Origin of the sequence: Rhodococcus sp. IEGM 1305 (assembly GCF_030058635.1) — a bacterium.
GTDB classification, from domain to species: Bacteria; Actinomycetota; Actinomycetes; order Mycobacteriales; family Mycobacteriaceae; genus Rhodococcus_F; species Rhodococcus_F opacus_D.
Window position 1 is genome coordinate 40,097 of record NZ_JASHKX010000024.1, and the last position, 21,197, is coordinate 61,293.

General features: G+C 67.8%; 16 protein-coding genes and 3 tRNA genes. 10 read left to right on the plus strand and 9 right to left on the minus strand.

What is annotated here, in order from left to right; translation table 11 throughout:
- The first annotated feature begins 2 nt into the window (after positions 1-2).
- Entirely contained in the window at positions 3-602 is a 600-nt protein-coding gene (gene orn / locus QM693_RS26245) for an oligoribonuclease (RefSeq protein WP_005570251.1), read from the plus strand.
- An 85-nt stretch (positions 603-687) separates the two neighbouring features.
- Positions 688-763, plus strand: a tRNA-His gene (locus QM693_RS26250).
- Positions 764-825: 62 nt separating this feature from the next.
- On the opposite strand, the gene QM693_RS26255 is transcribed toward QM693_RS26250, so the two are convergent.
- On the minus strand, positions 826-2,064 hold the full coding sequence (locus QM693_RS26255) for a L,D-transpeptidase (protein ID WP_283333553.1): 1,239 nt from the start codon (positions 2,062-2,064) through the stop codon (positions 826-828).
- Positions 2,065-2,353: 289 nt separating this feature from the next.
- On the opposite strand from QM693_RS26255, the gene QM693_RS26260 reads away from it, so the two are divergent.
- Positions 2,354-2,426, plus strand: a tRNA-Lys gene (locus tag QM693_RS26260).
- A 155-nt stretch (positions 2,427-2,581) separates the two neighbouring features.
- Here the strand turns inward: QM693_RS26260 and QM693_RS26265 are convergent.
- On the minus strand, positions 2,582-2,803 hold the full coding sequence (locus QM693_RS26265) for a DUF3618 domain-containing protein (protein ID WP_005248277.1): 222 nt from the start codon (positions 2,801-2,803) through the stop codon (positions 2,582-2,584).
- A gap of 161 nt (positions 2,804-2,964) precedes the next feature.
- Here QM693_RS26265 and bcp point away from each other — a divergent pair, with 161 nt between their 5' ends.
- A complete protein-coding gene (gene bcp, locus QM693_RS26270; RefSeq protein WP_007296587.1) occupies positions 2,965-3,438 on the plus strand; it encodes a thioredoxin-dependent thiol peroxidase in 474 nt (157 codons plus the stop codon).
- 200 nt (positions 3,439-3,638) lie between these two features.
- The gene (locus QM693_RS26275) at positions 3,639-4,328 is read left to right on the plus strand and encodes a TetR family transcriptional regulator (protein ID WP_011594442.1); all 690 of its coding nucleotides are present in this window, start codon (positions 3,639-3,641) and stop codon (positions 4,326-4,328) included.
- A 69-nt stretch (positions 4,329-4,397) separates the two neighbouring features.
- Here QM693_RS26275 and acpS read toward each other — a convergent pair whose 3' ends face one another.
- Positions 4,398-4,790 carry a holo-ACP synthase AcpS gene (acpS, locus tag QM693_RS26280; protein WP_037236411.1) on the minus strand — a complete coding sequence of 131 codons (393 nt, stop codon included), beginning with the start codon at positions 4,788-4,790 and terminating at the stop codon, positions 4,398-4,400.
- 9 nt (positions 4,791-4,799) lie between these two features.
- Positions 4,800-14,123, minus strand: a complete 9,324-nt coding sequence (locus tag QM693_RS26285) for a type I polyketide synthase (protein ID WP_283353791.1) — start codon at positions 14,121-14,123, stop codon at positions 4,800-4,802.
- A gap of 454 nt (positions 14,124-14,577) precedes the next feature.
- Between QM693_RS26285 and QM693_RS26290 the strand changes: the two genes are divergently transcribed.
- From QM693_RS26290 to QM693_RS26310, 5 genes are all read left to right on the plus strand, one after another.
- Positions 14,578-15,237: a DUF8548 family protein gene (locus tag QM693_RS26290; RefSeq protein WP_283353792.1), complete on the plus strand. Its 660-nt coding sequence runs from the start codon at positions 14,578-14,580 to the stop codon at positions 15,235-15,237.
- Positions 15,234-15,719 (plus strand): HNH endonuclease signature motif containing protein, encoded by a 486-nt coding sequence (locus QM693_RS26295; RefSeq protein WP_283353793.1) that lies wholly within the window; start codon positions 15,234-15,236, stop codon positions 15,717-15,719. The genes QM693_RS26290 and QM693_RS26295 overlap by 4 nt, the downstream gene beginning before the upstream one ends.
- 45 nt (positions 15,720-15,764) lie before the next feature.
- Positions 15,765-15,846: transfer RNA gene (locus tag QM693_RS26300), tRNA-Leu, on the plus strand.
- 140 nt (positions 15,847-15,986) lie between these two features.
- A complete protein-coding gene (locus QM693_RS26305; protein ID WP_283353794.1) occupies positions 15,987-16,385 on the plus strand; it encodes a transcriptional regulator in 399 nt (132 codons plus the stop codon).
- Complete coding sequence (locus tag QM693_RS26310) at positions 16,382-16,747, plus strand: DUF3817 domain-containing protein (protein WP_037236425.1); 366 nt, start codon at positions 16,382-16,384, stop codon at positions 16,745-16,747. Before QM693_RS26305 ends, QM693_RS26310 begins: the two co-directional genes overlap by 4 nt.
- A gap of 136 nt (positions 16,748-16,883) precedes the next feature.
- Here QM693_RS26310 and rdgB read toward each other — a convergent pair whose 3' ends face one another.
- From rdgB to QM693_RS26335, 5 genes are all read right to left on the minus strand, one after another.
- Positions 16,884-17,501 (minus strand): RdgB/HAM1 family non-canonical purine NTP pyrophosphatase, encoded by a 618-nt coding sequence (rdgB, locus tag QM693_RS26315; protein WP_283353795.1) that lies wholly within the window; start codon positions 17,499-17,501, stop codon positions 16,884-16,886.
- A gap of 4 nt (positions 17,502-17,505) precedes the next feature.
- A complete protein-coding gene (gene rph / locus QM693_RS26320) occupies positions 17,506-18,294 on the minus strand; it encodes a ribonuclease PH (protein WP_007296580.1) in 789 nt (262 codons plus the stop codon).
- A gap of 45 nt (positions 18,295-18,339) precedes the next feature.
- Positions 18,340-19,098, minus strand: coding sequence for a cyclic nucleotide-degrading phosphodiesterase (locus QM693_RS26325; RefSeq protein ID WP_283333546.1), 759 nt, complete (start codon positions 19,096-19,098; stop codon positions 18,340-18,342).
- A 122-nt stretch (positions 19,099-19,220) separates the two neighbouring features.
- The gene (locus QM693_RS26330) at positions 19,221-20,171 is read right to left on the minus strand and encodes a PLP-dependent cysteine synthase family protein (RefSeq protein ID WP_283333545.1); all 951 of its coding nucleotides are present in this window, start codon (positions 20,169-20,171) and stop codon (positions 19,221-19,223) included.
- Between the two features lie 341 nt (positions 20,172-20,512).
- A complete protein-coding gene (locus QM693_RS26335; protein WP_011594448.1) occupies positions 20,513-21,187 on the minus strand; it encodes a rhomboid family intramembrane serine protease in 675 nt (224 codons plus the stop codon).
- Positions 21,188-21,197: the final 10 nt, after the last annotated feature.

Consider the following 21,197-nt stretch of genomic DNA (forward strand, 5'->3'; position numbering starts at 1 on the left):
TGGTGCAGGACAAACTTGTGTGGATCGACTGTGAAATGACCGGGCTCCGGCTCGGCACCGACAAGCTGATCGAGATCGCAGCTCTGGTCACGGACAGCGAGCTGAACGTGCTCGGTGAGGGTGTCGACATCGTCATCCACGCCGACGACGACGCGCTCGCGGCCATGCCCGACGTGGTGACCAAGATGCACGAAAACTCGGGGCTGACCGACGAGGTCCGGAAGTCCACGGTCACGCTCGCCGAGGCCGAGCAGCAGGTGCTCGCCTACATCCGCGAGCACGTGCCGGTCGCCGGGACGGCGCCGCTCGCAGGCAACTCGATCGCGACCGACCGCGGATTCATCGCCCGCGACATGCCGGACCTCGACACCTACCTGCACTACCGGATGATCGACGTCAGCTCCATCAAGGAACTGTCCCGGCGCTGGTACCCGCGGATCTACTTCGGTCAGCCCGAAAAGGGTCTCGCCCACCGCGCCCTGGCCGACATCAAGGAGTCGATCCGGGAACTGAAGTACTACCGGAAGACGGCGTTCGTGCCCGAGCCCGGACCGTCTACCAGCGACATCGCCGCAGTTGTCGAGGAACTCGGGCCCGCCTGAGATACCGATTGGCTTCTCGGGCACCGGACGCGCTAGTATCTTCCTCGCCGAAGTTACTGCCCCCGGGCGGTGCCTGAAGCACATGGTGAGTGTAGTTCAGTTGGTAGAGCACCAGGTTGTGATCCTGGCTGTCGCGGGTTCGAGTCCCGTCACTCACCCCACACGGAAAGCCCCCGGCCTCGGCCGGGGGCTTTCCTCTTTGCGATTGGTCTGACGCCCGCCGTCAGGCGTTGGCGTTGCCCGCCTTCCAGACATCCCACGGGATGTTCCAGTCGCCGAGGCCGTCCGTGCCCGACAGCGTGCCGCCCAGCGTATTCTTGACGATCACGATGTCGCCGCGCTTCGTGTTGTCGTACACCCACTTCGCGTTGGACGGGCTCAGGTTCAGGCAGCCGTGGCTCGCGTTCGAGTACCCCTGCTGCCCCACCGACCACGGCGCCGAGTGGAAGAAGATGCCGCTGTAGGACATTCGCGTCGCCCAATCGACGGGCGTCTTGTATCCCTGCGGGGAGTTGACCGGCACACCGTAGGTGGACGAGTCCATGACGAGGTTCGCGAACCGGTCGCCGATGATGTACACGCCGTTGTCGGTGGGTGTGTCGTCCTTACCCATCGACGTGGGCATCGTCATGATCACTTCGCCGTTGCGCTCGAACGTCACCTGCTTGGTGTTGTCGTCCGCCGTCGCGACCAGGGCGTCGCCGATGGTGAACGCCGTGTGGACGTCCTCCTGGCCGAACAGTCCGTCACCGAGATCACGGCCGTACACGGCGACCTTGACGTCCACGGCGGTGCCGGGGGCCCAGTAGCTCTGCGGACGCCACCGCACCTCACGGTTGTTCACCCAGTAGAACGCGCCCTCGACGGGCGGATTCGTCGTGACGGTGATGCCGGCCTCCGCGGCCTTGCGGTCGGGGATGTTCTCGTCGAACTGGACCGCGATCGGCTGACCGATGCCCACCACGTCACCCTCCGACGGCATCACGTACGGCTTGGTGACGTTGCCGGGCGCGCTGGTCGTGAACGCCGACGTCGAGGTGGTGCCGCCGCCGAGTCCGTTCGCCTTCACCTCGAGCCGGTACTCCTTGTCGTAGCCCAGCGGCTCCGTGTTGACCCAGGACAACCCGTCGGGGGCGATGGCGCCGTCGACCGGCTCGCCCTCCGGGTTGAGCATGGTGACCGCCGCCAGCGTGCCGTCGGCCACCGTCACCGTCACCGGCTGTCCGGGCGAGAATCCCACCGCACCATCGACGGCCGACGCCGTCAGCTTCGGCTTGATGAGTTCGGTGACCGGATTGGAATCGATCGGCGCCTCACCTTCCGACGTGACGCTGTCGGCACCGGAGACGGTGCACCCTGCGATCGACACTGCGAATACGAGTGATGCCGCCACAATCGTCACCGTCTTCGAGACGGATCTCACCGATTGCGCACGCACGCGCCCGCCACGCCCCACACCCATGGATAACCCCACTTCACGTCCTCGCTCCGAATTCACGTTCAAGCCGGCACGTCCCTCGCCTTCGCAAGACGAATCAGCACGTCGAGACCGTGTGGTCTCCAATGATGCCAGCCACTGGAGACCGGTTCCAACCAAGCGCCGAGCCGCTCAATAACGTTCGAATATCAATCGTGACCAGCGGCGCTGTTGTTACGCGCCACCGTCCGGATCGGGTCGCCACGGGCAGTCGCCACCAGGCGATTTGCATTCCCGAGAAGCGACCCGCTAATGTTCTGTCTCGCAAGAGCGAGCGCCTATAGCTCAGTTGGTAGAGCAAGTGACTCTTAATCACTGGGTCCGGGGTTCGAGTCCCTGTGGGCGCACTTGCACGAAGGCCCCCATCCTCTCACGAGGATGGGGGCCTTTCTCGTGTCACGATCTCACCGCACCGAGTGGGCTGTCGGATGACGAACAGGCCGCCGGAACGTGAAGTCACTGCGAACTTCACATCCGACGGCCCGTCAGTGACGAGGGTCGTTCAGCGCAACGCTTTGCGGAGCACCAGGAGCCCTGCCACCGCACCCACGGCGATCAGTCCGTACTTGACCGCCGGCTCGTTCAGCTTCGCGATCAGCGTCCGCTTCGTGTTCTCCATGAGACGCTTCGGGTTGGTGCGGACCGTCAATTCGTCGAGAGTGCTCGCGAGCTGATTACGCGCGTTCTCGATCTCACGCTCGATGCTCTCGGTGTCCCTGGGCACGTGTCCTCCAACTTGTTCGACTGGTTCGATCAGCGAGAGCGACGCTACCGCGACGATCCCACACTTGCGTCAACCGTAGACGAGAACACGCGACCAGCGACTCTGTCTCCCCCGATCGCGCCGCGGCCCACGGTCAGACCGTCCCGGTAGCCTGACTTCTCGTGACCGACAACAACAGACTCGCCCCCGGAGACACCGCACCCGCCTTCACGCTGCCCGACGCCGACGGCAACGACGTGTCGCTCGCCGACTACCGCGGCCGCAAGGTCGTCGTGTACTTCTACCCGGCGGCGAGCACGCCGGGCTGCACCAAACAGGCCTGCGACTTCCGCGACAACCTCGCCGACCTGAACGGCGCAGGCCTCGACGTGATCGGCATCTCACCCGACAAGCCGGCGAAGCTGGCCAAGTTCCGTGACAACGAGGAACTGACGTTCCCTCTGCTGTCCGATCCCGACAAGGCCACGCTCGAGGCGTGGGGCGCGTTCGGCGAGAAGAAGATGTACGGCAAGACCGTGCAGGGTGTCATCCGCTCCACGTTCCTCGTCGACGAGGACGGGAAGATCGAAGTGGCCCAGTACAACGTCCGCGCCACCGGCCACGTCGCGAAACTGCGGCGGGACCTGTCCGTCTGATCGACGCGACGGGCGGCTGCATGTTGTCGGCCGTCCGTCACCGGCGTTGTGGTGGGTCGGTAACGCAGCGGTCGGCAACTTGTGGGCGATCACATCGTTCACACCGAAACGGCGCGAGCAGTCTCCTCGCCCAGGTGAAACCCGACGCGTCACCGGGAGGGATCTTCGGAATCCGGACGAAAGACGGATAGCCTGGGGCGGTGGAGTCTTCAGTCAGCAAGCAAGCGCCGCGCCGAGTGGACCCGGCGTTGGAGCTGCAGTCGGACCCGCAGGAACTCCTGCCCCGCAGACGTCCGACCCAGGAACGTAGTCGCCGGAAGTTCGACGCGCTGCTCACGGCATCGCGGGAGTTGCTGGTGGACGTGGGATTCGAATCGTTCACGTGCGAGGAGGTCGCCGCACGCGCGGACGTCCCGATCGGCACCCTCTACCAGTTCTTCGCGAACAAGTACGTGATCGTCTGCGAACTCAACCGGCAGGATCTCGTCGGCGTCCAGCACGAGATCGCCCAGTTCAACGGTGAGGTCCCGTCCCTCGACTGGCTGCGGTTCCTCAATTCCTTCGTCGACCACATGGCAGGCCTGTGGACATCCGACCCGTCGAGGCGCGAGGTGTGGCTGGCGATGCAGTCGACGCCCTCGACCCGCGCCACCGGCGCCATCCACGAGAAGGCGTTCGCGGAGCAGGTGTCACGGATGCTCGCGCCCCTCACCCCGCGGACGTCGCGGGAGCGGCGGACGATGATGGCCGAGGTGCTCGTCCACGTCGTGTACTCGATGCTCAACTTCTCCGTGCAGGACAATCAGAGCCACGCAGACGCCGTCGCCGAACTCAAACGGCTGATGGTGGCATACCTGCTGGTCGCCGAGAAGGAATCGCGCTCCACCTAGCCGCTACGCGCCTGTGCGCCCTTCCGGGGGCCGGAAGCTACCAGAAAGGCGCACGGGCGCCGGAGGCGCCTACAGGGACTCGATGACGGCGAACGCGCCCGCCATGTCTCCGTCGTGTGTGAGGGAGATGTGAATCCTCACGTCGGTCAGATGCTTGGCGACGTCCCCGCGTAAGCGGATACTCGGCCGTCCCCACGCATCCGTCACCACCTCGATCAGGTGGTGGATCATCTCGGGCAGCACCGGCGGGCTGGCGAAGAGAGACGTGGACCAGGCCTTGATCACTGCCTCCTTCGCAGCCCACCGGGCGGCGAAATGTCTAGCCGGATCGGAGCTCCGGGTCACGGCGTCCCGACGCTCGCCCGGTGTGAAGTTGTCGAGCATTGCCGTCCCTGGCCGGTCCAGCTGCTCGGCGAACTCCGACACCGTCACGAGATCGAAGCCGATCCCCAGAACTCCCATCCGTCGTTCCTACTTGCAGCCGGGCAGACCCGAGCTGTACACGTCGTCCGCTCCGAGGCGCGCGGCCTCGGTGAGCAGGACGTCCGCCTCGAGCTGACGGGACGCTGCGGCCGGGACGCTGTCGCCGCCGAAGCGACGATCCGCCGGACGCTCGTACAGGCTGCCGCCACCGACCATGGCCTTCGCCAGACGACGCTGACCCTCGACGGTGCGCTTGCGTGCCTGCTCGAGGTACGCCTCACGCTTGTCGGCCGGGATGGCCTCGACGAACGCCTGCGAGTGCACGACCGCGACCATGCCGGACACGTGCCCGAAGCCGAGGCTGGTCAGCAGACCGGCCTTCAGCGGGAACTGCTCGCCGAAGCGGAGCGGCTCCCGAGCCCACACGAGGTGTTCGAACTCGGCCATCTTCTCGTCGACGCAGTCGAGGCTGCGGTTCGGCGGCACGATGCCCTGGTCCAGCACCTGGCAGAGACCGATCAGCTGGAATGCTGCGGCACCACCCTTGGCGTGTCCGGTGAGGCTCTTCTGCGAGACCACGAACAGCGGCGCACCTTCGCTGCGGCCGAGTGCCCCGGCGAGGCGCTCGTGCAGCTCCGCCTCGTTGGGATCGTTGGCCGCGGTGGACGTGTCGTGCTTGGAGATCACCGAGATGTCGTCGGCACTGACACCGAGCTTGCCGAGGGACTGGGCGAGCTGCGAATCCGCTCCCCCACGTCCCGCGCCGAGCGCACCGATTCCGGGAGCCGGGATCGACGTGTGGACACCGTCCGCGAACGAGCCGGCGTAGGCGACCACACCGAGGACGGGCAGGCCCATCTCCAGTGCCAGGTCACCGCGGGCCAGCAGGATCGTGCCACCACCCTGCGACTCGACGAACCCGCCGCGACGACGGTCGTTGGCCCGGGAGAATCGACGGTCGTCGATGCCCTTGGCCCGCATGTCGTCGGTCTTGGCCGTGGCGGACATGTCACCGAATCCGATGATGCCCTCCGCGCTGAGGTCGTCGAACCCGCCGGCGACCACGAGCTGGGCCTTGCCGAGCTTGATCTTGTCGACGCCCTCTTCGACGGACACCGCGGCCGTGGCGCACGCCGCAACCGGGTGGACCATGGCGCCGTAACCGCCGACGTAGGACTGGACCACGTGCGCCGCAATCACATTCGGCAGGGCTTCCTGCAGGATGTCGTTCGGCCGGTTCTCGCCGAGCAGCGTGTCGATGTACAGCGACCTCATGGAGGTCATGCCGCCCATGCCGGTGCCCTGGGTGTTGGCGACCAGCGAGGGGTGCACCCACCGCAGCAGTTCGCTGGGCGTGAATCCACCGGTGAGGAACGCGTCCACCGTGGCGACGATGTTCCACAGGCCCACGCGGTCGACGGAGTCGGCCATGTCGGCGGGGATGCCCCACTTGGTGACGTCGAATCCGGTCGGGATCTGACCACCCACGCTGCGCGTGAGCTTCATCTTGCGGGGGACGCGGATCTCGGTGCCCGCACGGCGGGTGACCTGCCAGTCACCGCTGTCCGGAACCGGCGTCGCGACCGTGTTCTCCGGGTCGGCCTCGACGAAGGCCAGTGCCTCCGCCTCGGTGCTGACCACGAAGCTCAGGTCCTTGTCGAGGAAGACCGACGTGAGGAGCGGTGCGGTGTTCTCGACCATCGCGCCGTCGTCCGCGTAGCGGCGGATGCCGCAGCGCTCGACGACTGCGTCGTGGTACTTGTCCGCGATCTCGGCCTCCGGAACCAGTTCCCCGGTCTCGGCGTCGTACCAGCCTGCGGACGGCGTGGTCTCCCACACGACGAGTCCGGTGTTCCAGGCGAGTTCGAGAACGCCTGCCGCCGAAAGCTCTTCGTCGACCTCCATCTCGAAGCGGGTACGCGAGGAACCGAACGGTCCGAGCTCACCGGCGCCGACGATGACGACGAGGTCTTCCGGAGCCGCCGTGACGCCGGCCCAAGCCGGTGCCACCGACTCGGAGACCCGCGGCGGGGCGGGCAGAGCCGCGATGGTGTCGAGCTCGTCCGCATCCGCGTCGGCCTCGGCAGCAGCGGTCGCAGCTTCCTGAGCCTGCTTCGCCAGCGCGGGCAGGTCCAGGTTCGCCTGGGCGAGCCCACCGGTCAGATCGGCCGCGAGCGGCTCGGTGGAGGCGAGGCGACGTGCCTCGGGCTCGCACCACTGCAGCAGCTCGGTGGCCATTTCCTGGGTGGACCAGGTACGGACTCCGGCACCTTCGACGGCCTCGACCAGCGGGTCGTTGCCGCCCATGAGGCCGGTTCCGCGGACCCAGCCGATGAGAGCGTGCACCAGGGTGACGCGCTCGGCCCAGTTGCGCTCGGCCTTCCAGCGGCCGACCACAGCGTCCAGCGCGGCCTTGGCCTCGCCGTACGCACCGTCGCCACCGAACAGGCCGCGGTTCGGGGAACCGGGCAGGACGACGTGCAGGTGGGTGTCGACGTCACGGTCGTAACCGATCTTCGACAGTCCGCCGATCAGACGCTCCACCGACCACAGGAGAACGCGCATCTCCATTTCGGCGCGGGCGCCGGCGTCGGCGAGGTCGCCTGCCACGCGGGGCGCGGCGAACGGGAACAGCAGCGTCGGGGTGACCGCTTCCTTGACGAGCTTCTTCGATCCACCGGCCGTCTCGTACTGGGCTTCACCGATCCACTCGATGAGCGCGTCGATGTCCGTGTAGGACGCCATGTTCGCGGGGACCACCCACAGGGCGGCACCGGCGCGAGCATTGCGGCGGTAGAGGTCGCGGTAGAAGCCGAGACGCTTGTCGTCGAGACGCGAGGTGGTCACGAAGACCGTTGCGCCGCCGGCGAGGAGCTTGCCTGCGACCGAGGCCGCGATGGAACCCTTGCTGGCACCGGTGACGACGGCGACCTGGTCTGCCCATTCCGGGGTCTCGTCGGTGACGACGACTGCCGCCTCCGCGATACGCCCGTACTTCTCGGCCAGAGCCGTGCGACCCTCGTCGGTTGCGCGGGCCTGCCACCATGCGGCCTGCGCCGCAACGGACTTGCCTGCACCGGCGAACCCTTCGATCTCGAGAGACTCCACGCCTGCCGCGTCGATCCACAGACGAGCCAGATCCTCACGTGCGCTGGCCCAGCGGTCGTCGAGCAGCACCGCCCGCTTGGCGTCGAACGCGGGAGCGACCAGTCGCGGCCAGTCGGAACCGAGTTCCGCCGACACGAGGTCGACGAGTTCGGTGTCGGTCGGCTGCGCTGCCGTCGCCGTGTCGCCTGCGAAGCCGAGCTGCTCGAGCACGAGGCGGGCGGCCGAGGCCAGCACGCCGTCGCGGCCCGTGATGTGCTCGGTGAACTCGCCCAGCGCCGCGGCGTCGACGGTGCCACCGGCTCCGCCACCCGAGGACGGGAGGGAGACGCTGATCCCACGGCGCGAGGCCACTGCGGCCACTGCGCTGTCGATGACGGCGTCCACTGCGGCGCCGTCGGCGAGACCGCCGCCGGCCAGGCCACCGAGGTCACCACCACGGATGCTGGAACCGTCGCGGGTTCCGAGCGCCACCTCGGCGGTGACGTGGTACGCCCAGCCGTCGCCGAGTTCCCAGACCTTCTTCACGCGGTCTGCGATGGCCGCCGGACGACGACCCGAGGGGCCGAAGACCTTGCGGAGGTGATCATTGATCGAGTCGGACAGCACCGGGCCGAACGGCTTGTACGTACGGGCCAGGGAGTCGACCGTGCCGGCGAGCGAACCCATGTCGGCGTCCGCCGCACCGTCGATCGCGCCGAGCGAGAGCTCGGAGCCGAGGTCGACGAGCAGCTGGTTACGCCGTGAGGACACGCCGTCGCACAGCGCCTCGATCGTGTCGACGGGGCCGACCTGATCGGGACGGAGCTTGGTCCACAGGCTGATCAGGACCTTGGTGGCGTCTGCGGCCTTGAACGCGATGTCGTCGGGACGCGGTCCACCGGACGGTGCAGCGGCCGCGGCCGGAGCCGCGGCGGGTGCGGCCGATGCGGCGGGCGCCTCGGCTGCGGGTGCTGCGGGCTCGTCGTCCTCGACCGGCGCCGGATCGACGTCGGTGGAGTACACGATGGACGCTTCACGCTCGATGTTGAGGACCTCGACCGGGTAGCCGAAGCGGCCCGGCAGCTTCAGGGTCTGCGATGCGAGGTTCGCGACGGTCGGGACGGAGCCCAGACCGATCTCCACGAACCGCTCGACACCCAGTCCACCTTCGGACTCGTCGGCGAACAGCAGATCCTGCGTCTCGATCCAGCGCACCGGGCTGGCGAACTGCCAGGCCAGGAGCTCGGTGAGGACCACGCGGGTGAGCTGGACCGGCTTCTTCGCCCAGGAGTCGAAGTCCTTCAGCACCTTGTCGAGGGGCTTCGACGGCACCAGGTCGGCGATCTCCTGCACGAACTCCTTCTTCAGGGAGAACGGCTTGGGGACCAGGTTCGGGATGTAGCGCCCGATCAGGATGGCCGGGTCGATGTCCTGCGGAAGCAGTTCCTCGAGACGTCCACGGAAGTCGTCGACGCCGCCACGCAGCACCGTCGAGTGGAACGGAACGTCGATGCCCGGGACCATGATGTACGCGCGCTTGCCACCGAAAGCCTCACGGCGGATGTCGATTTCGACCTCCAGCGCGTTGAGTCCGGCGACCGTACCGGCGATGGCGTACTGCGAGCCACGCAGGTTCAGGTTCACGATCTGCAGGAACTCACCGGTCGCCTCGGCGACACCGGCGACGAACGCCTCGACGTCGTCGTCGGCCAGACCGATCTGCGACGGGCGGATGGCAGCCATCCGGTAGTCGGAACGGCCGGCCTCGTCGCGGGGAACGAGTGCGTGCATCGCGGAACCACGCTGGAAGACCACCTCGAGAACAGCTTCGAGAGGCAGCACACCGGCGACGGCGGCGAGAGCGTTGTACTCACCGACCGAGTGGCCTGCGAGCAGGGCACCCTCGACGAAGGCACCGGACTCGCGGAGCTCGGCGACCTGAGCCACACCGAGCGTCGCCATCGCGACCTGGGTGAACTGGGTCAGGTGCAGGACACCGTCCGGGTGCTTGTGCTCGACACCACGGGCCTTGACGACCGTCGGGTTGTCGCGGACCACGGCGAGGATCGAGAAGCCGAGGGCCTTGCGGGTGTGCTTGTCGGCGCGGTCCCAGATCTCACGGGCGGCCTTGGAGCGGGCGCGGGCGTCGAGGCCCATGCCGGGACGCTGGATGCCCTGTCCGGGGAACGCGTAGACGGTCTTCGGGGCGGCGGTGCGACCCGTTGCGACCATCACCAGTTCACCGTCGATGCGGCAGCCGACCTCGACGATCTCGGCGCCCCGGTCCACGGCGATGCGGTCGACGCGGACGTCGATCTCGGCGCCCGGGCGAACCATGCCCAGGAAGCGTGCGGTCCAGGCGGTGAGACGACGCGGCGGCGTCTTGGTCTCGGCCGGATCCACGGCGGTGACGACCTGCTGGGCGGCGGCGGAGAGCCACATGCCGTGCACGATCGGGCTGCCGAGGCCGGCGAGCAGTGCCGCGTTGTCGGAGGTGTGGATCGGGTTGTGGTCGCCCGACACCTGGGCGAAGGAGCCCATGTTGCGGGGAGCGACGATCGTGGTGTCGCGGCGACGACGACGCGGGGTGTCGACGGCCTCGTCACTCAGCGAGCCACCGGCGCGGGCCGGGTCGGACAGTTCGCCCTTGCCGGTGCGGCCGCGGATCGCGAAGCGCTCCGACAGGGTGACGACGGCAGGCGCGTCCAGGCCCTCGCCGAGCATGGCGCCGACCTCGACCTTGACCTCGACGACGCGGCCCAGGTCGGTGTCGAGAACCGAGGCGACCTCGGCCTTGACGACGAGAATGCTGGTCTCCGAAGGCAGTTCGCCGACGAAATCGACGCTGTGGTCCAGGTGGACCAGGTCGAGCATGCCTTCGATGACGGACAGCGAGTCCTCGGTCTTGGCAGCACCGAGCACGGCGAACACGGCCGGCCAGCAAGCGCCGACGACCACGTCCGGGACGGCCTTGCCGCTGACGCTCAGCGTCGTGGGCAGACCCGAGCCGGTGACACCGGCGTGGTCGGCGACCAGGTCGGGCGTCCAGGCGAGGTTGAGGCGTGCGACACCGTTCTTGACGGCGGGCAGTTCCTGACCGGCCGCGACCGCGAGGAGCGCGGTCATCGACTTCTCGGCGTCGGCCTCGGTGACCACGGGAGCGCCACCGTCCGCGACGGACGCGGGAACGGTGATGGTGATCTGGACGGACTTGGCTGCCACCAGCGGGACGGTGAGGAGCACCTGCTGGTCGTCGATGACGGACAGCTCGGCACCGGTGGTCTCGTGCACCGCGAGGGTGTCGGACTCGATCGACCACTTGTCGAGGTCACCGAGCCGGCGAACCGGGTTCAGCGTCAGGCGCGAGGCCCACTGGATGTCGGGAGCCGACAGCACGGTGTCGAGGAGGCCGCGGGCAATGTCCGCGTGACGGCGTGCGGGCAGCGACAGCGGCGCGACACCGGCGGTGACCAGCTCGTCGTACGTGGCCTTCTCGAAGCGGTCCAGCAGCTCGCCGACAGGCTCGTCGACGCGCGTGATGCCGGCGACGGCGACGGTGCCGGGGATGACGCAAACCTGGTCGGCCGTGTAGCGAGGATCGTGTGCCTGCCACAGCGAGTCGGAACGCCACCAGCGGCGGACGTCACCGTCGACGACGGGCACGAAGTTGACCGGCTTGCCGGGGGTCTTGCACAGCGAGACGAAGAAGGAGACGTCCGCGGGGTGCAGAACCGTGGTGGCGTAGTCGGGGTACTGCGCCTGCAGGGCGCAGACGGCCGCCTCGGGACGCTCGAGAATCGCGTCGTCGGCGAACAGGGTGGGGATGGGGCCACGGTCGACCGGGTGCAGACGCGACTCGGTGCGCTGCAGCATCTCACCGAAGCGCGCACGCCAGGTGATGTCGAGCCACGGGCTCTCGGTGGCCTCGGTGATGGCGTCCTGGAGGTCGGTGCTGCAGTCGAATGCCTTCGCCGCGTCGATGCCGACGGCCAGCTCGAGGTAGCGGCGCAGCCACTGCTCGTACGTCATGGTCGCGACGTCGCCGAAGTACGGCTTCGCCGTGATGTTCAGTGCCTCGATGATCTCGTCGCGACGCTCGGCGACGGCGTCGGCGTCACCGGCGACCTCGTCGAGCAGACGGCCGGTGCGGGACGCTGCGTTGTCGATCTCGTGGATGTCGGCGCCGAGCTGGCTGCGGCCGGAGGCCATGCCGCCCTCGGCGGTGCCTGCTCCGACCCAGTCCGGAGTACCGGGGGTGTCGACGAGGAGCTGCTTCACCTCGGCAGAGGTGGTGGCCTCGAGGGTGGCCATGGCGGCGGTGCCGACCAGGATGCCGTCCAGCGGCATGGCCGGGAAGCCGTGTGCAACGGACCAGCGGCCGGTCAGGTAGTCGGCAGCCCGCTCGGGCGTGCCGATGCCGCCACCGACGCACAGGACCAGGTTCGGCCGGGTGCGCAGCTCGGCGTAGGTGTCGAGGAGGAGGTCGTCCAGGTCTTCCCACGAGTGGTGGCCACCGGCGCGGCCGCCCTCGATATGGGCGATGACGGGGAACGAGGGAACCTCGTTGGCGATGCGGATGACCGAGCGGATCTGCGCGACCGTGCCCGGCTTGAACGCGACGTAGCTGAAGCCGGCGTCGGTGAGGTCTCCGATGATCGAGACGGCGTCCTCGAGCTCGGGGATACCGGCGGTGACGACGACACCGTCGAACGGGGCACCCGCGGCACGGGCCTTCGGCACGAGGCGCTTGCCACCGACGTGGAGCTTCCACAGGTAGGGGTCGAGGAACATCGAGTTGAACTGCACGGCGCGGCCCGGCTCGAGCAGCCCGGTGAGCTTCTCGACGTTGTCGGCGAAGATCTGCTCGGTGACCTGGCCACCGCCGGCGAGCTCGGCCCAGTGGCCTGCGTTGGCTGCTGCGGCGACGATCTTCGGGTCGACCGTGGTCGGGGTCATGCCGGCGAGCAGGATCGGCGAACGACCGGTCAGCTTCGTGAACGCGGTCTCGACGCCGATGCGGCCGCCCGGCAGCGACACCGGCTTCGGGAGGAACTCGGTCCACGCGGCGGGAACCTCGGGGGTTGCGCCGGGGGTGAGGAGGTTGCGGTGACCGCCACGGGTCGCGGCGGCAACGATGCCGACGCCCTGGCCGCGGACACTGGCCGACGTCATGCGGGTGAGGAGGTCACCGGGTCCGAGGTCGAGGATCCACGCGGCACCGGCTTCGAGGGTGCTGTCGACGGCGGCGACCCAGTCGACGGGATCGACGAGGCAGGCGCTCGTGAGAGCGCGGGCCTTCTCCTCGTCGAGACCGCAGCGCACGGCCCACTGGCCGACGATGTCGATCGTCTCCGCGAGTGCGGGGTGGTGGAAGCCGATCTCGACCGCGAGGGGCTCGAAGACGGGCGCGAAGATGGAGCCGCCACGCTTCTTGGCGTCGCGCTCACGGGCTTCGTCGGCCTCGATCTGCTCGCACCGCTGCTGGACGCGTGCCAGCTGGGCGGGCGGGCCGGACAGTACGACGCGGCGACGGGCGTTACGGATGCCGAGGACGGCTGCGCGCTCGGGCTCGAGGCCTTCGGCGAGCTCCTCGACGATCTGACGGAGTCGTTCCGGGTCGACGTTGGAGACAGCGAGCATCGGGGTGGAGTCGGCGGCGGCGATCACTCCGCGACGACGGCCGACGAGGCCGGCAGCCGCACCGATGAGCTGAGCGAGGGCGAGGAGTTCGCCGTCCTTCTGACCCGAGGAGGCAACGGCCTCCGCGGCGAGGAGTCCCTGGGAGTGGCCGATCACCGACACGGGAGCCGTAACCGCGGGATCGAGGCCCTGAGCTGCCAGCGCACGCAGCGCTGCGATCTGGGTGAGGAAGACGCCGGGGAGAGACACCGCCGCCGAGGTGAGCGCTGCCGCGGAGGGTCCGGCCGCCTGGGCGCCGTCCTCTTCGTCGGCGAGTTCCTGCTCGAGGATCCATGCGATGGGGTCGAATCCGACCGGGCGCACGACGAGGAGTTCCTGCGCCACGGGGGCCAGGTGGTCGGCCGCGTCGTTGACGATGGTGGTGAGTGCCGGCTCGAGTCCGTTGTCGCGGCTCAGTTCCTCCAGCGAGCTCAGCCAGGGCGCGCCCTGACCACCGAAGGCGAGCGCGTACGGCTCACCTCCGAGCAGACGATCCACGAGGGTGCCCTTGCTCGACGACCGAGTGTCGTCCCGGTCTACGCCGATGCGCCGCGAACCCTTCGAGTTTTTTCCGTTTCCTGCGGGTGTCGTGTCGTCAATCGTCACGCGTATGTCCTCTCCTGGTCCCCTCTAGGGGGAGGTGGGGATAGTGTCTGCCGCCCTCGGCATCGTGTGCCAGCTGTATCGGCTCTGATCAGCTCTTCCGGGCTGTTCAAGGTTGACACAGAATCATGAGGATTTCCTCACGTTCAAATGCCGCCGGGGTGTCACAGGCGTGCATCGGAGAAATATCGCGTGATGTCTCTCACAGCCCTCCCGTGAAGTGACCGGTGAGTAGATCGCGTCCGTGCTGGACGAGGGCGGTGCGAGGACGTCCAAGAACCTGAGGAAAGCCTCATATTAATCGTTATCAATCTGTTACCACCTTGACGAAGTCCCAGGTTCATGCAGGTCCGCGCCCCCGAACCCGGGTCCGCGACCAGCGAAACCGAACCTGTCGGACCCTCGCACTAATGTTCGAATCCAGGAACAGCCGACAGCCATTCTCCGGGGGGAAGAAATGAGCACAGCCCACGTCCGCGCCCTACTCGATCATGTCGACGCGAAGCTGCCACGAGAGTCGTGGCCGCACTGGACGGAGGGCTGGCCGCACGAGATCGAAGCCGGTCTGCTCGATGCCGCGTTCTCCGCCCGCGCCACGTACGGCACGCCCACCACGGGGGTCCGCGCCGTCATCACCCGCTGGCGCGATCACCGGGCCGCACCTCTCGACGACCTCACGGCGCTCGCCGCACACGCCGACGAACCCGAAGGCCTCCTGGCCGTCCTGAACAACCGGCAGCGAGTACCGGGGAACTACACCACCAAGGCCGAGGCCGTCGCCTCGGCGGCACGCTCGCTCACCGAGCTGGGCTGCACCACCTCGGCGGATCTCCGCGACGACGAGGCCCAGCGGAACGCGATCGTCGGGGTACCCGGGTTCGGTGCCGCCACCTGGGAGTGCCTCGCCATGCAACTCGGCATCCGCACCGCCGAATCTCACCGCCTGGTGTGCGAGTTCCTCGGCGAGGCGCTCGATCTCGAAGCACCCCCATCGACGGCAGACGCCGAACACCTCGTCGCCTCCGCAGCAGTGCGGCTCGAGATCACGCCCGCCACCTTCACCCACGCCGTCTGGCGGCACCAGCGCGCGCAGCGGCGGGTGGCAAGTGCGAGATGAAGTACACGCGAGAAGCGCTCGAGCAGGCGGTCGCGGAATCGACGAGCGTGGCCGGCGTCATGCGCTACCTCGGCCTGAAACCCGCGGGTGGGACACAGGCTCACCTGAGTCGACAGATCAAGAGGTTCGGAATCGATACGACGCACTTCACCGGGAGCGCACACACCAAGGGCAAGCCGGCTCGCAATCGCATGTCGTGGGAGGAGATTCTCGTGGAACGACCACCAGGTAGCGCACGAGTGAAACCACATCTGTTGCGCCGGGCCCTGATCGAGGCCGGGGTCGAATACAAATGTGTTCTCTGCGGCCTCGGCGACGACTGGTGCGGAAGCCCCTTGACTCTGCACGTCGACCACATTGACGGTGATCCCCTCGACTCACGTTTGCATCAGATCCGGTTCCTCTGCCCCAATTGTCACAGTCAGACACCGACGTGGGCCGGCCGAAATCGCTGGACACAGGGTGGTGAGCACACAGGCTGATCCGAGGATGGGCTCCTGTCGAGGTGTGGCGTAGTCTGTCCTCGCGCGCGAGTGGCGGAATGGCAGACGCGCCACACTTAGGATGTGGTGTCCAACGGACGTGGGGGTTCAAGTCCCCCCTCGCGCACTTCTCGGGTTTCCCTGCCGATTCGGCGGCCCTGTTTCGCTTAGATCGACGGCTCGTCGGGCGCCTCCGGCGGCTGTGACCGCCACCATAGCGGCAACCTCTCCTAGCAGCGCATTCAGCGATTCAGGTACCGTCGTTACGTGTCCGGTAACCGTAAGCAACGCCGCCCCGCGCTGATCCTGTTGGTGGTCGTCGGGGCTGTCGGATGCCTCGCACTCGGCTGGTGGCAGTGGACACGTTTCGAAGCGGTGGGCGGGACCGGCCAAAATCTCGGCTACGCATTCCAGTGGCCCCTGTTTGCGGCGTTCCTCGTCTACGCCTATCGGCGATTCGTGCAGCTCGAGGACGCCGAACCGGCCGACCCCGCCGACGTCCCGGATGCTCCCACCGAACTGCGGGAGATCCCGGCCGACGTCTTGCCCCCTCGCCCCTCGGTGGCCGAGGACGACCCGGACGACCTCGAGAGCCGGCAGATTTCGCAGTACAACCAGTACCTCGCCGAGCTGTCTGCTCGCGAGACCGATAGGAGCACCACGTGAGCACGGGCCAAGACGAAACGACTGCCGGTTCGGTCGCAGACACCGCGAAGCAGAAGAAGATCGCCCCCGCGCTCCTGCGCTACCGCGTCCTCGCCTACGCCACCGGTGTGTGGCTGCTGGTCCTCACCGCAGAGATGGTGGCCAAGTACATCTTCAAAGTCGACAACCTGCCCAGCTGGATCGCCGTGGTCCACGGCTGGGTGTACTTCGTCTACCTGCTGGTGACGCTCGACCTGGCGGTCAAGGTGCGCTGGCCCGCGGGCCGGACGGTCGGAACGCTACTCGCGGGCACCATTCCGTTCCTGTCGTTCTACGTGGAGCACCAGCGGACCAAGCAGGTCCGCCGCGACTTCGGTCTCTGACCGAACCGGTCGGCTCTCTCACATGATGACCGGCTGCCCGGTGATCATCGCGATCACGTAGGTCAGCCAGCCGAGCGGTGTCTGAGGCACCATCATCGGCGACATGTGAACCTCCTCCCGTGAAACGTAGCGACTGTCAGTGCCCGGTGAGCGCCGCCAGGTCGGGGACGAGCTGAACGAGCGCCCGCCCTCGGTGCGAGGACGCGTCCTTCTCCTCGGGTGACAGCTGGGCGGCCGAGCGGGTATCTCCATCCGGCACGAAGACCGGGTCGTAACCGAATCCGCCGTCGCCGACGGGCTCACGGGCGATGCTTCCCCGCCATTCGCCGCGGACCACCGATTCCTCGCCGCCGGGCACCACGAGCGCGCACGCCGAGACGAACGCCGCTCCCCTGCGGTCGTCGGGCACGTCACCGAGCTGAGCCAGGACCAGGGCGGTGTTCGCGGGATCGTTTCCGTGCGCGCCCGCCCACCGGGCGGACAGGACTCCGGGCATGCCGTTCAGCGCATCCACCTCGATTCCGGAATCGTCTGCCACACAGGGCATACCGGTTGCGGCGGCACCGTCGCGCGCTTTCGCCAGGGCGTTCTCCTCGAACGTCGCACCCGTTTCGGGGGCCTCGGGGTACTCGGGTACGGCATCGAGCCCGACCAGTTCGATCCCGTCGACACCGGCCGCCGCGAGCACCCGATGCAGTTCCCGGAGTTTCTTCGCGTTGCGGCTGGCCACCAGCACCCGTGTGGTTTCCCGCACCGATCTAGCCCCCGAACTTCTTCTTCGACGTCTCCGGGACCTTCGGCTCCGGAAGCGCACCGGGGTAGGGCAGTTCGAGTGCGGCCTTCTGGATCTCGAACAACTGCTCGCACCCTGCGAGCGCGGAGTCCAGCAGTTTGTCGAGCGTGCTCCGCGGGAACGTCGCGCCTTCGCCGGTGCCCTGGATCTCGACGAGGGTGCCCGTGTCGGTGGCCACGACGTTCATGTCGACCTCGGCGCGCGAGTCCTCCTCGTACGGCAGGTCGAGGCGCACACGGCCGTCGACGACGCCCACGCTCACCGCGGCGATGCCACAGGAGATCGGCTGGGGGTCGGCGAGGCGGCCGGCGGCGCGGAGGTAGGTCACCGCGTCGACGAGGGCCACATAGGCGCCGGTGATGGCGGCAGTGCGGGTTCCGCCGTCGGCCTGCAGCACGTCGCAGTCGAGGGCGATGGTGTTCTCACCGATGGCGGCGAGGTCGATGCAGGCACGGAGGGAGCGTCCGACCAGCCGGCTGATCTCCTGGGTTCGTCCACCGACCTTGCCCTTGACGGACTCTCGGCCGCTGCGGGTGTGGGTGGCGGCGGGCAGCATGGCGTATTCGGCCGTCAGCCAGCCGAGTCCGGAGCCCTGACGCCAACGGGGAACACCGTCCTCGACGCTGGCTGTGCACATCACCCTGGTGTTTCCGAATTCCACCAGCACCGATCCCGCGGGATGTGTGGTGAAGCCCCGGGTGATCTTGACCTCGCGGAGTTCGTCGTCCGCCCTACCGTCTTCTCGTGTGGTCACGGCAGAGAGCCTAGTCGCCCCCGCCCGGGGCGCGGGCACACGGCTTCAGACGGTGTAGACGCCGCCCGCGGACACCGCGTGCACGGGGCCGGAGAATTCGGCCTTGGCCTCGGCGATGACGTCTTCGCGGGACGTCCACGGCGGTATGTGGGTGAGCAGCAGTTCGGCGACACCGGCGCGGTGTGCGACCTGACCGGCCTCGGTCCCCGAGAGGTGGATCCCTTCGGGCCGGTCCGGGCTGTGCGTCCACGACGCCTCGGCGAGCAGGACGTCGGCCGCGCGGGCGAGGTCGATCACTTCGTCACACATGCCGGTGTCGCCGGTGTAGACGAGGGTGCGCCCGGCGCCGTTGGTCAGCCGGAACCCGTACGCCTCGGGCGGGTGGTTGACCCGGCGCGCGGTGATGGTGAGGTCGCCGAACGTGACCGGTTCGCCGTCGGTCCAGTGGTGCAGGTCGATCGTGTCGGAGATGTCGTCGATGTCGCCGCCGCACTCCGCGGACGCGACGCCGATCCGGCGGGCGGTGTCGGACGGGCCGTAGACGAGTGCGCGCCCCTTCGGCGGGTGCGGATGATAGCGACGCCAGACGAGCAGTCCTGGGAGGTCCAGGCAGTGGTCCGCGTGCAGGTGGCTGAGGAGGACGGAGACCTCGCCGGGATCGGCGAACCGCTGGAGCGCACCGAGGACACCGGGTCCGAAGTCGAGTACCAGCGGCGGTGTGTCCGGCGCGGTCAACAGATAACCCGATGCAGGTGAGTCTGGTCCGGAGACGCTCCCTGAACACCCCAGGACGGTAATGCGCATACCCGCCATGCTGCCACGACGACCCGTTTCGGAAAAAGCTTCCGACGGAATTGGCGCGTCGACCTCACAACCGATGGGGAACTGTGACCTGACCATGGCGATCTACCGCGGATCCGCCGCCGTTACCGTTCCCATGCCTCTTCGAGGACTTGGACCTGTGGGTCGTAGGTGCCGGTCGAGAGGTACTTCCATCCGGCGTCGGCGACCACGAACGCGATGTCGGCCCGCTGTCCCGTCTCGAGGGCGTACCGCGCCACGTCGAGTGCAGCATGGAGATTGGCGCCGGTGGAGGTGCCGGCGAAGATTCCCTCGACGTCGATCAGTTCGCGGGTGCGCTGGATCGCCTCGGTGTGGCGTACCCGGAATCGCCGGGTGAGTACCGATTCGTCGTACAGTTCCGGAACGAATCCCTCTTCGATGTTGCGGAGGCCACACACCATTTCGCCGAAGCGTGGTTCCGCGGCCACGATCTCGATGCCGTCGACGTGCTCGCGGAGAAACCGGCCCGTACCCATCAGTGTCCCGGTGGTGCCGAGCCCGGCCACGAAGTGGGTGATCTCGGGAAGATCCCTCAGGATCTCCGGCCCCGTGGTCTCGTAGTGCGCCATCGCGTTGGCCGGGTTGCCGTACTGGTAGAGCAGTACCCAGTCCGGATTCTCGTCCGACAGTCGCCTCGCGACGGCGACGGCCTCGTTGGAACCACCGGCGGCGGGAGAGTCGATGATCCGGGCGCCGAACATCGTCAGCAGCTGGCGGCGCTCCATCGACGTGTTCTCGGGCATCACGCAGATCAGCTGGTAGCCCTTCAGTTTGGCGGTCATCGCCAGCGAGATACCGGTGTTGCCGCTGGTCGATTCGAGTATCGTCGCACCGGGAGTGAGACGGCCGTCCCGTTCTGCTTGCTCGATCATGCGTAGCGCCGGGCGATCCTTGATCGAACCGGTGGGATTGTGATCCTCGAGTTTGGCCCACAACCGCACCGGGCTGCTGCCGTTCCAGCGTGGCGACAGCCGGGGCAGGCCGACCAGAGGTGTGTTCCCGAGAGTGTCGATGTACGAATCGAACCTTGCCACGGCAGCGATCAGCCTCCCGTGACTACACAGCGAACGGACGGACACTCACCGTCGACGTCGGGGGTCGAAACTGTGACAGCCATGATCAACTCCTGAGGGTGCGGTGGGGTGCGGCGACGGAGTCCGCCGCTGGGGACGCCCGGACCTCGGCGGCACGGCGTGTGCGCGAACCGCGAGTTCGACCACCTCCACCGGCCCTCCGTGACGACACTGTCGACAGCTCTGAACTAGGCAGTACCTGGGTGCCCGAATCTCGGGTGGAGCCTACCAGCAGGCCCTACTCGCAGCGGTCGGATGCGCGGTACACGCCGGTGCATCGCACGCGCCTCACCCCGGGGGGATCACCCGAACGATTGTGGCCCCACCGCTTTCCGTGCCCGCTGCTTCCTGGCGTCCGCGGAGAGCAGCCAGGCTGCGACGACACCGCCGACGGCGCCGAACAGATGGCCCTGCCAGGACACACCGGGAGCGCTGGGGAGCACACCCCACAGCAGGCTGCCGTAGACGACGAACACCACCACACCCACGAGGATCTGGCCGAGGCTGCGGGCGAAGATTCCCCGGACCAGCAGGTAGGCGAGCCAGCCGAAGATCAGGACGGAGGCGCCGATGTGGTTGGAATAGGATCCGCCGGTCAACCAGGTGCCCAGACCTCCGACCACCCAGACGATCCCGGTGGCGGCGAGGCCGCGGGCGATGCCCGACAGCAGCACGAGGAACCCGAGGACCAGCAGCGGGACGGTGTTCGCGAACAGGTGCGCCCAGTCGTCGTGCAGGACCGGGGCGAACAGAATCCCCCACAGCCCGTCAATGGAGCGCGGCCCGACGCCGTTCTCTTCCAGTCGCTCGTCGGACGCCACGTCGACGATCTCGATGACGTACAGCAGCATCGTGAAGGTGCCGATGAGGATTGCGGACTGCAGCCACAGCGGCTTCGACTTCGACGCGGGCGCCGGCTTCGCGCCACCCCTCGGCACCGGCGAGTCGAATCGCGAGGAGTCGAACGACGACGTCATGATCCACACA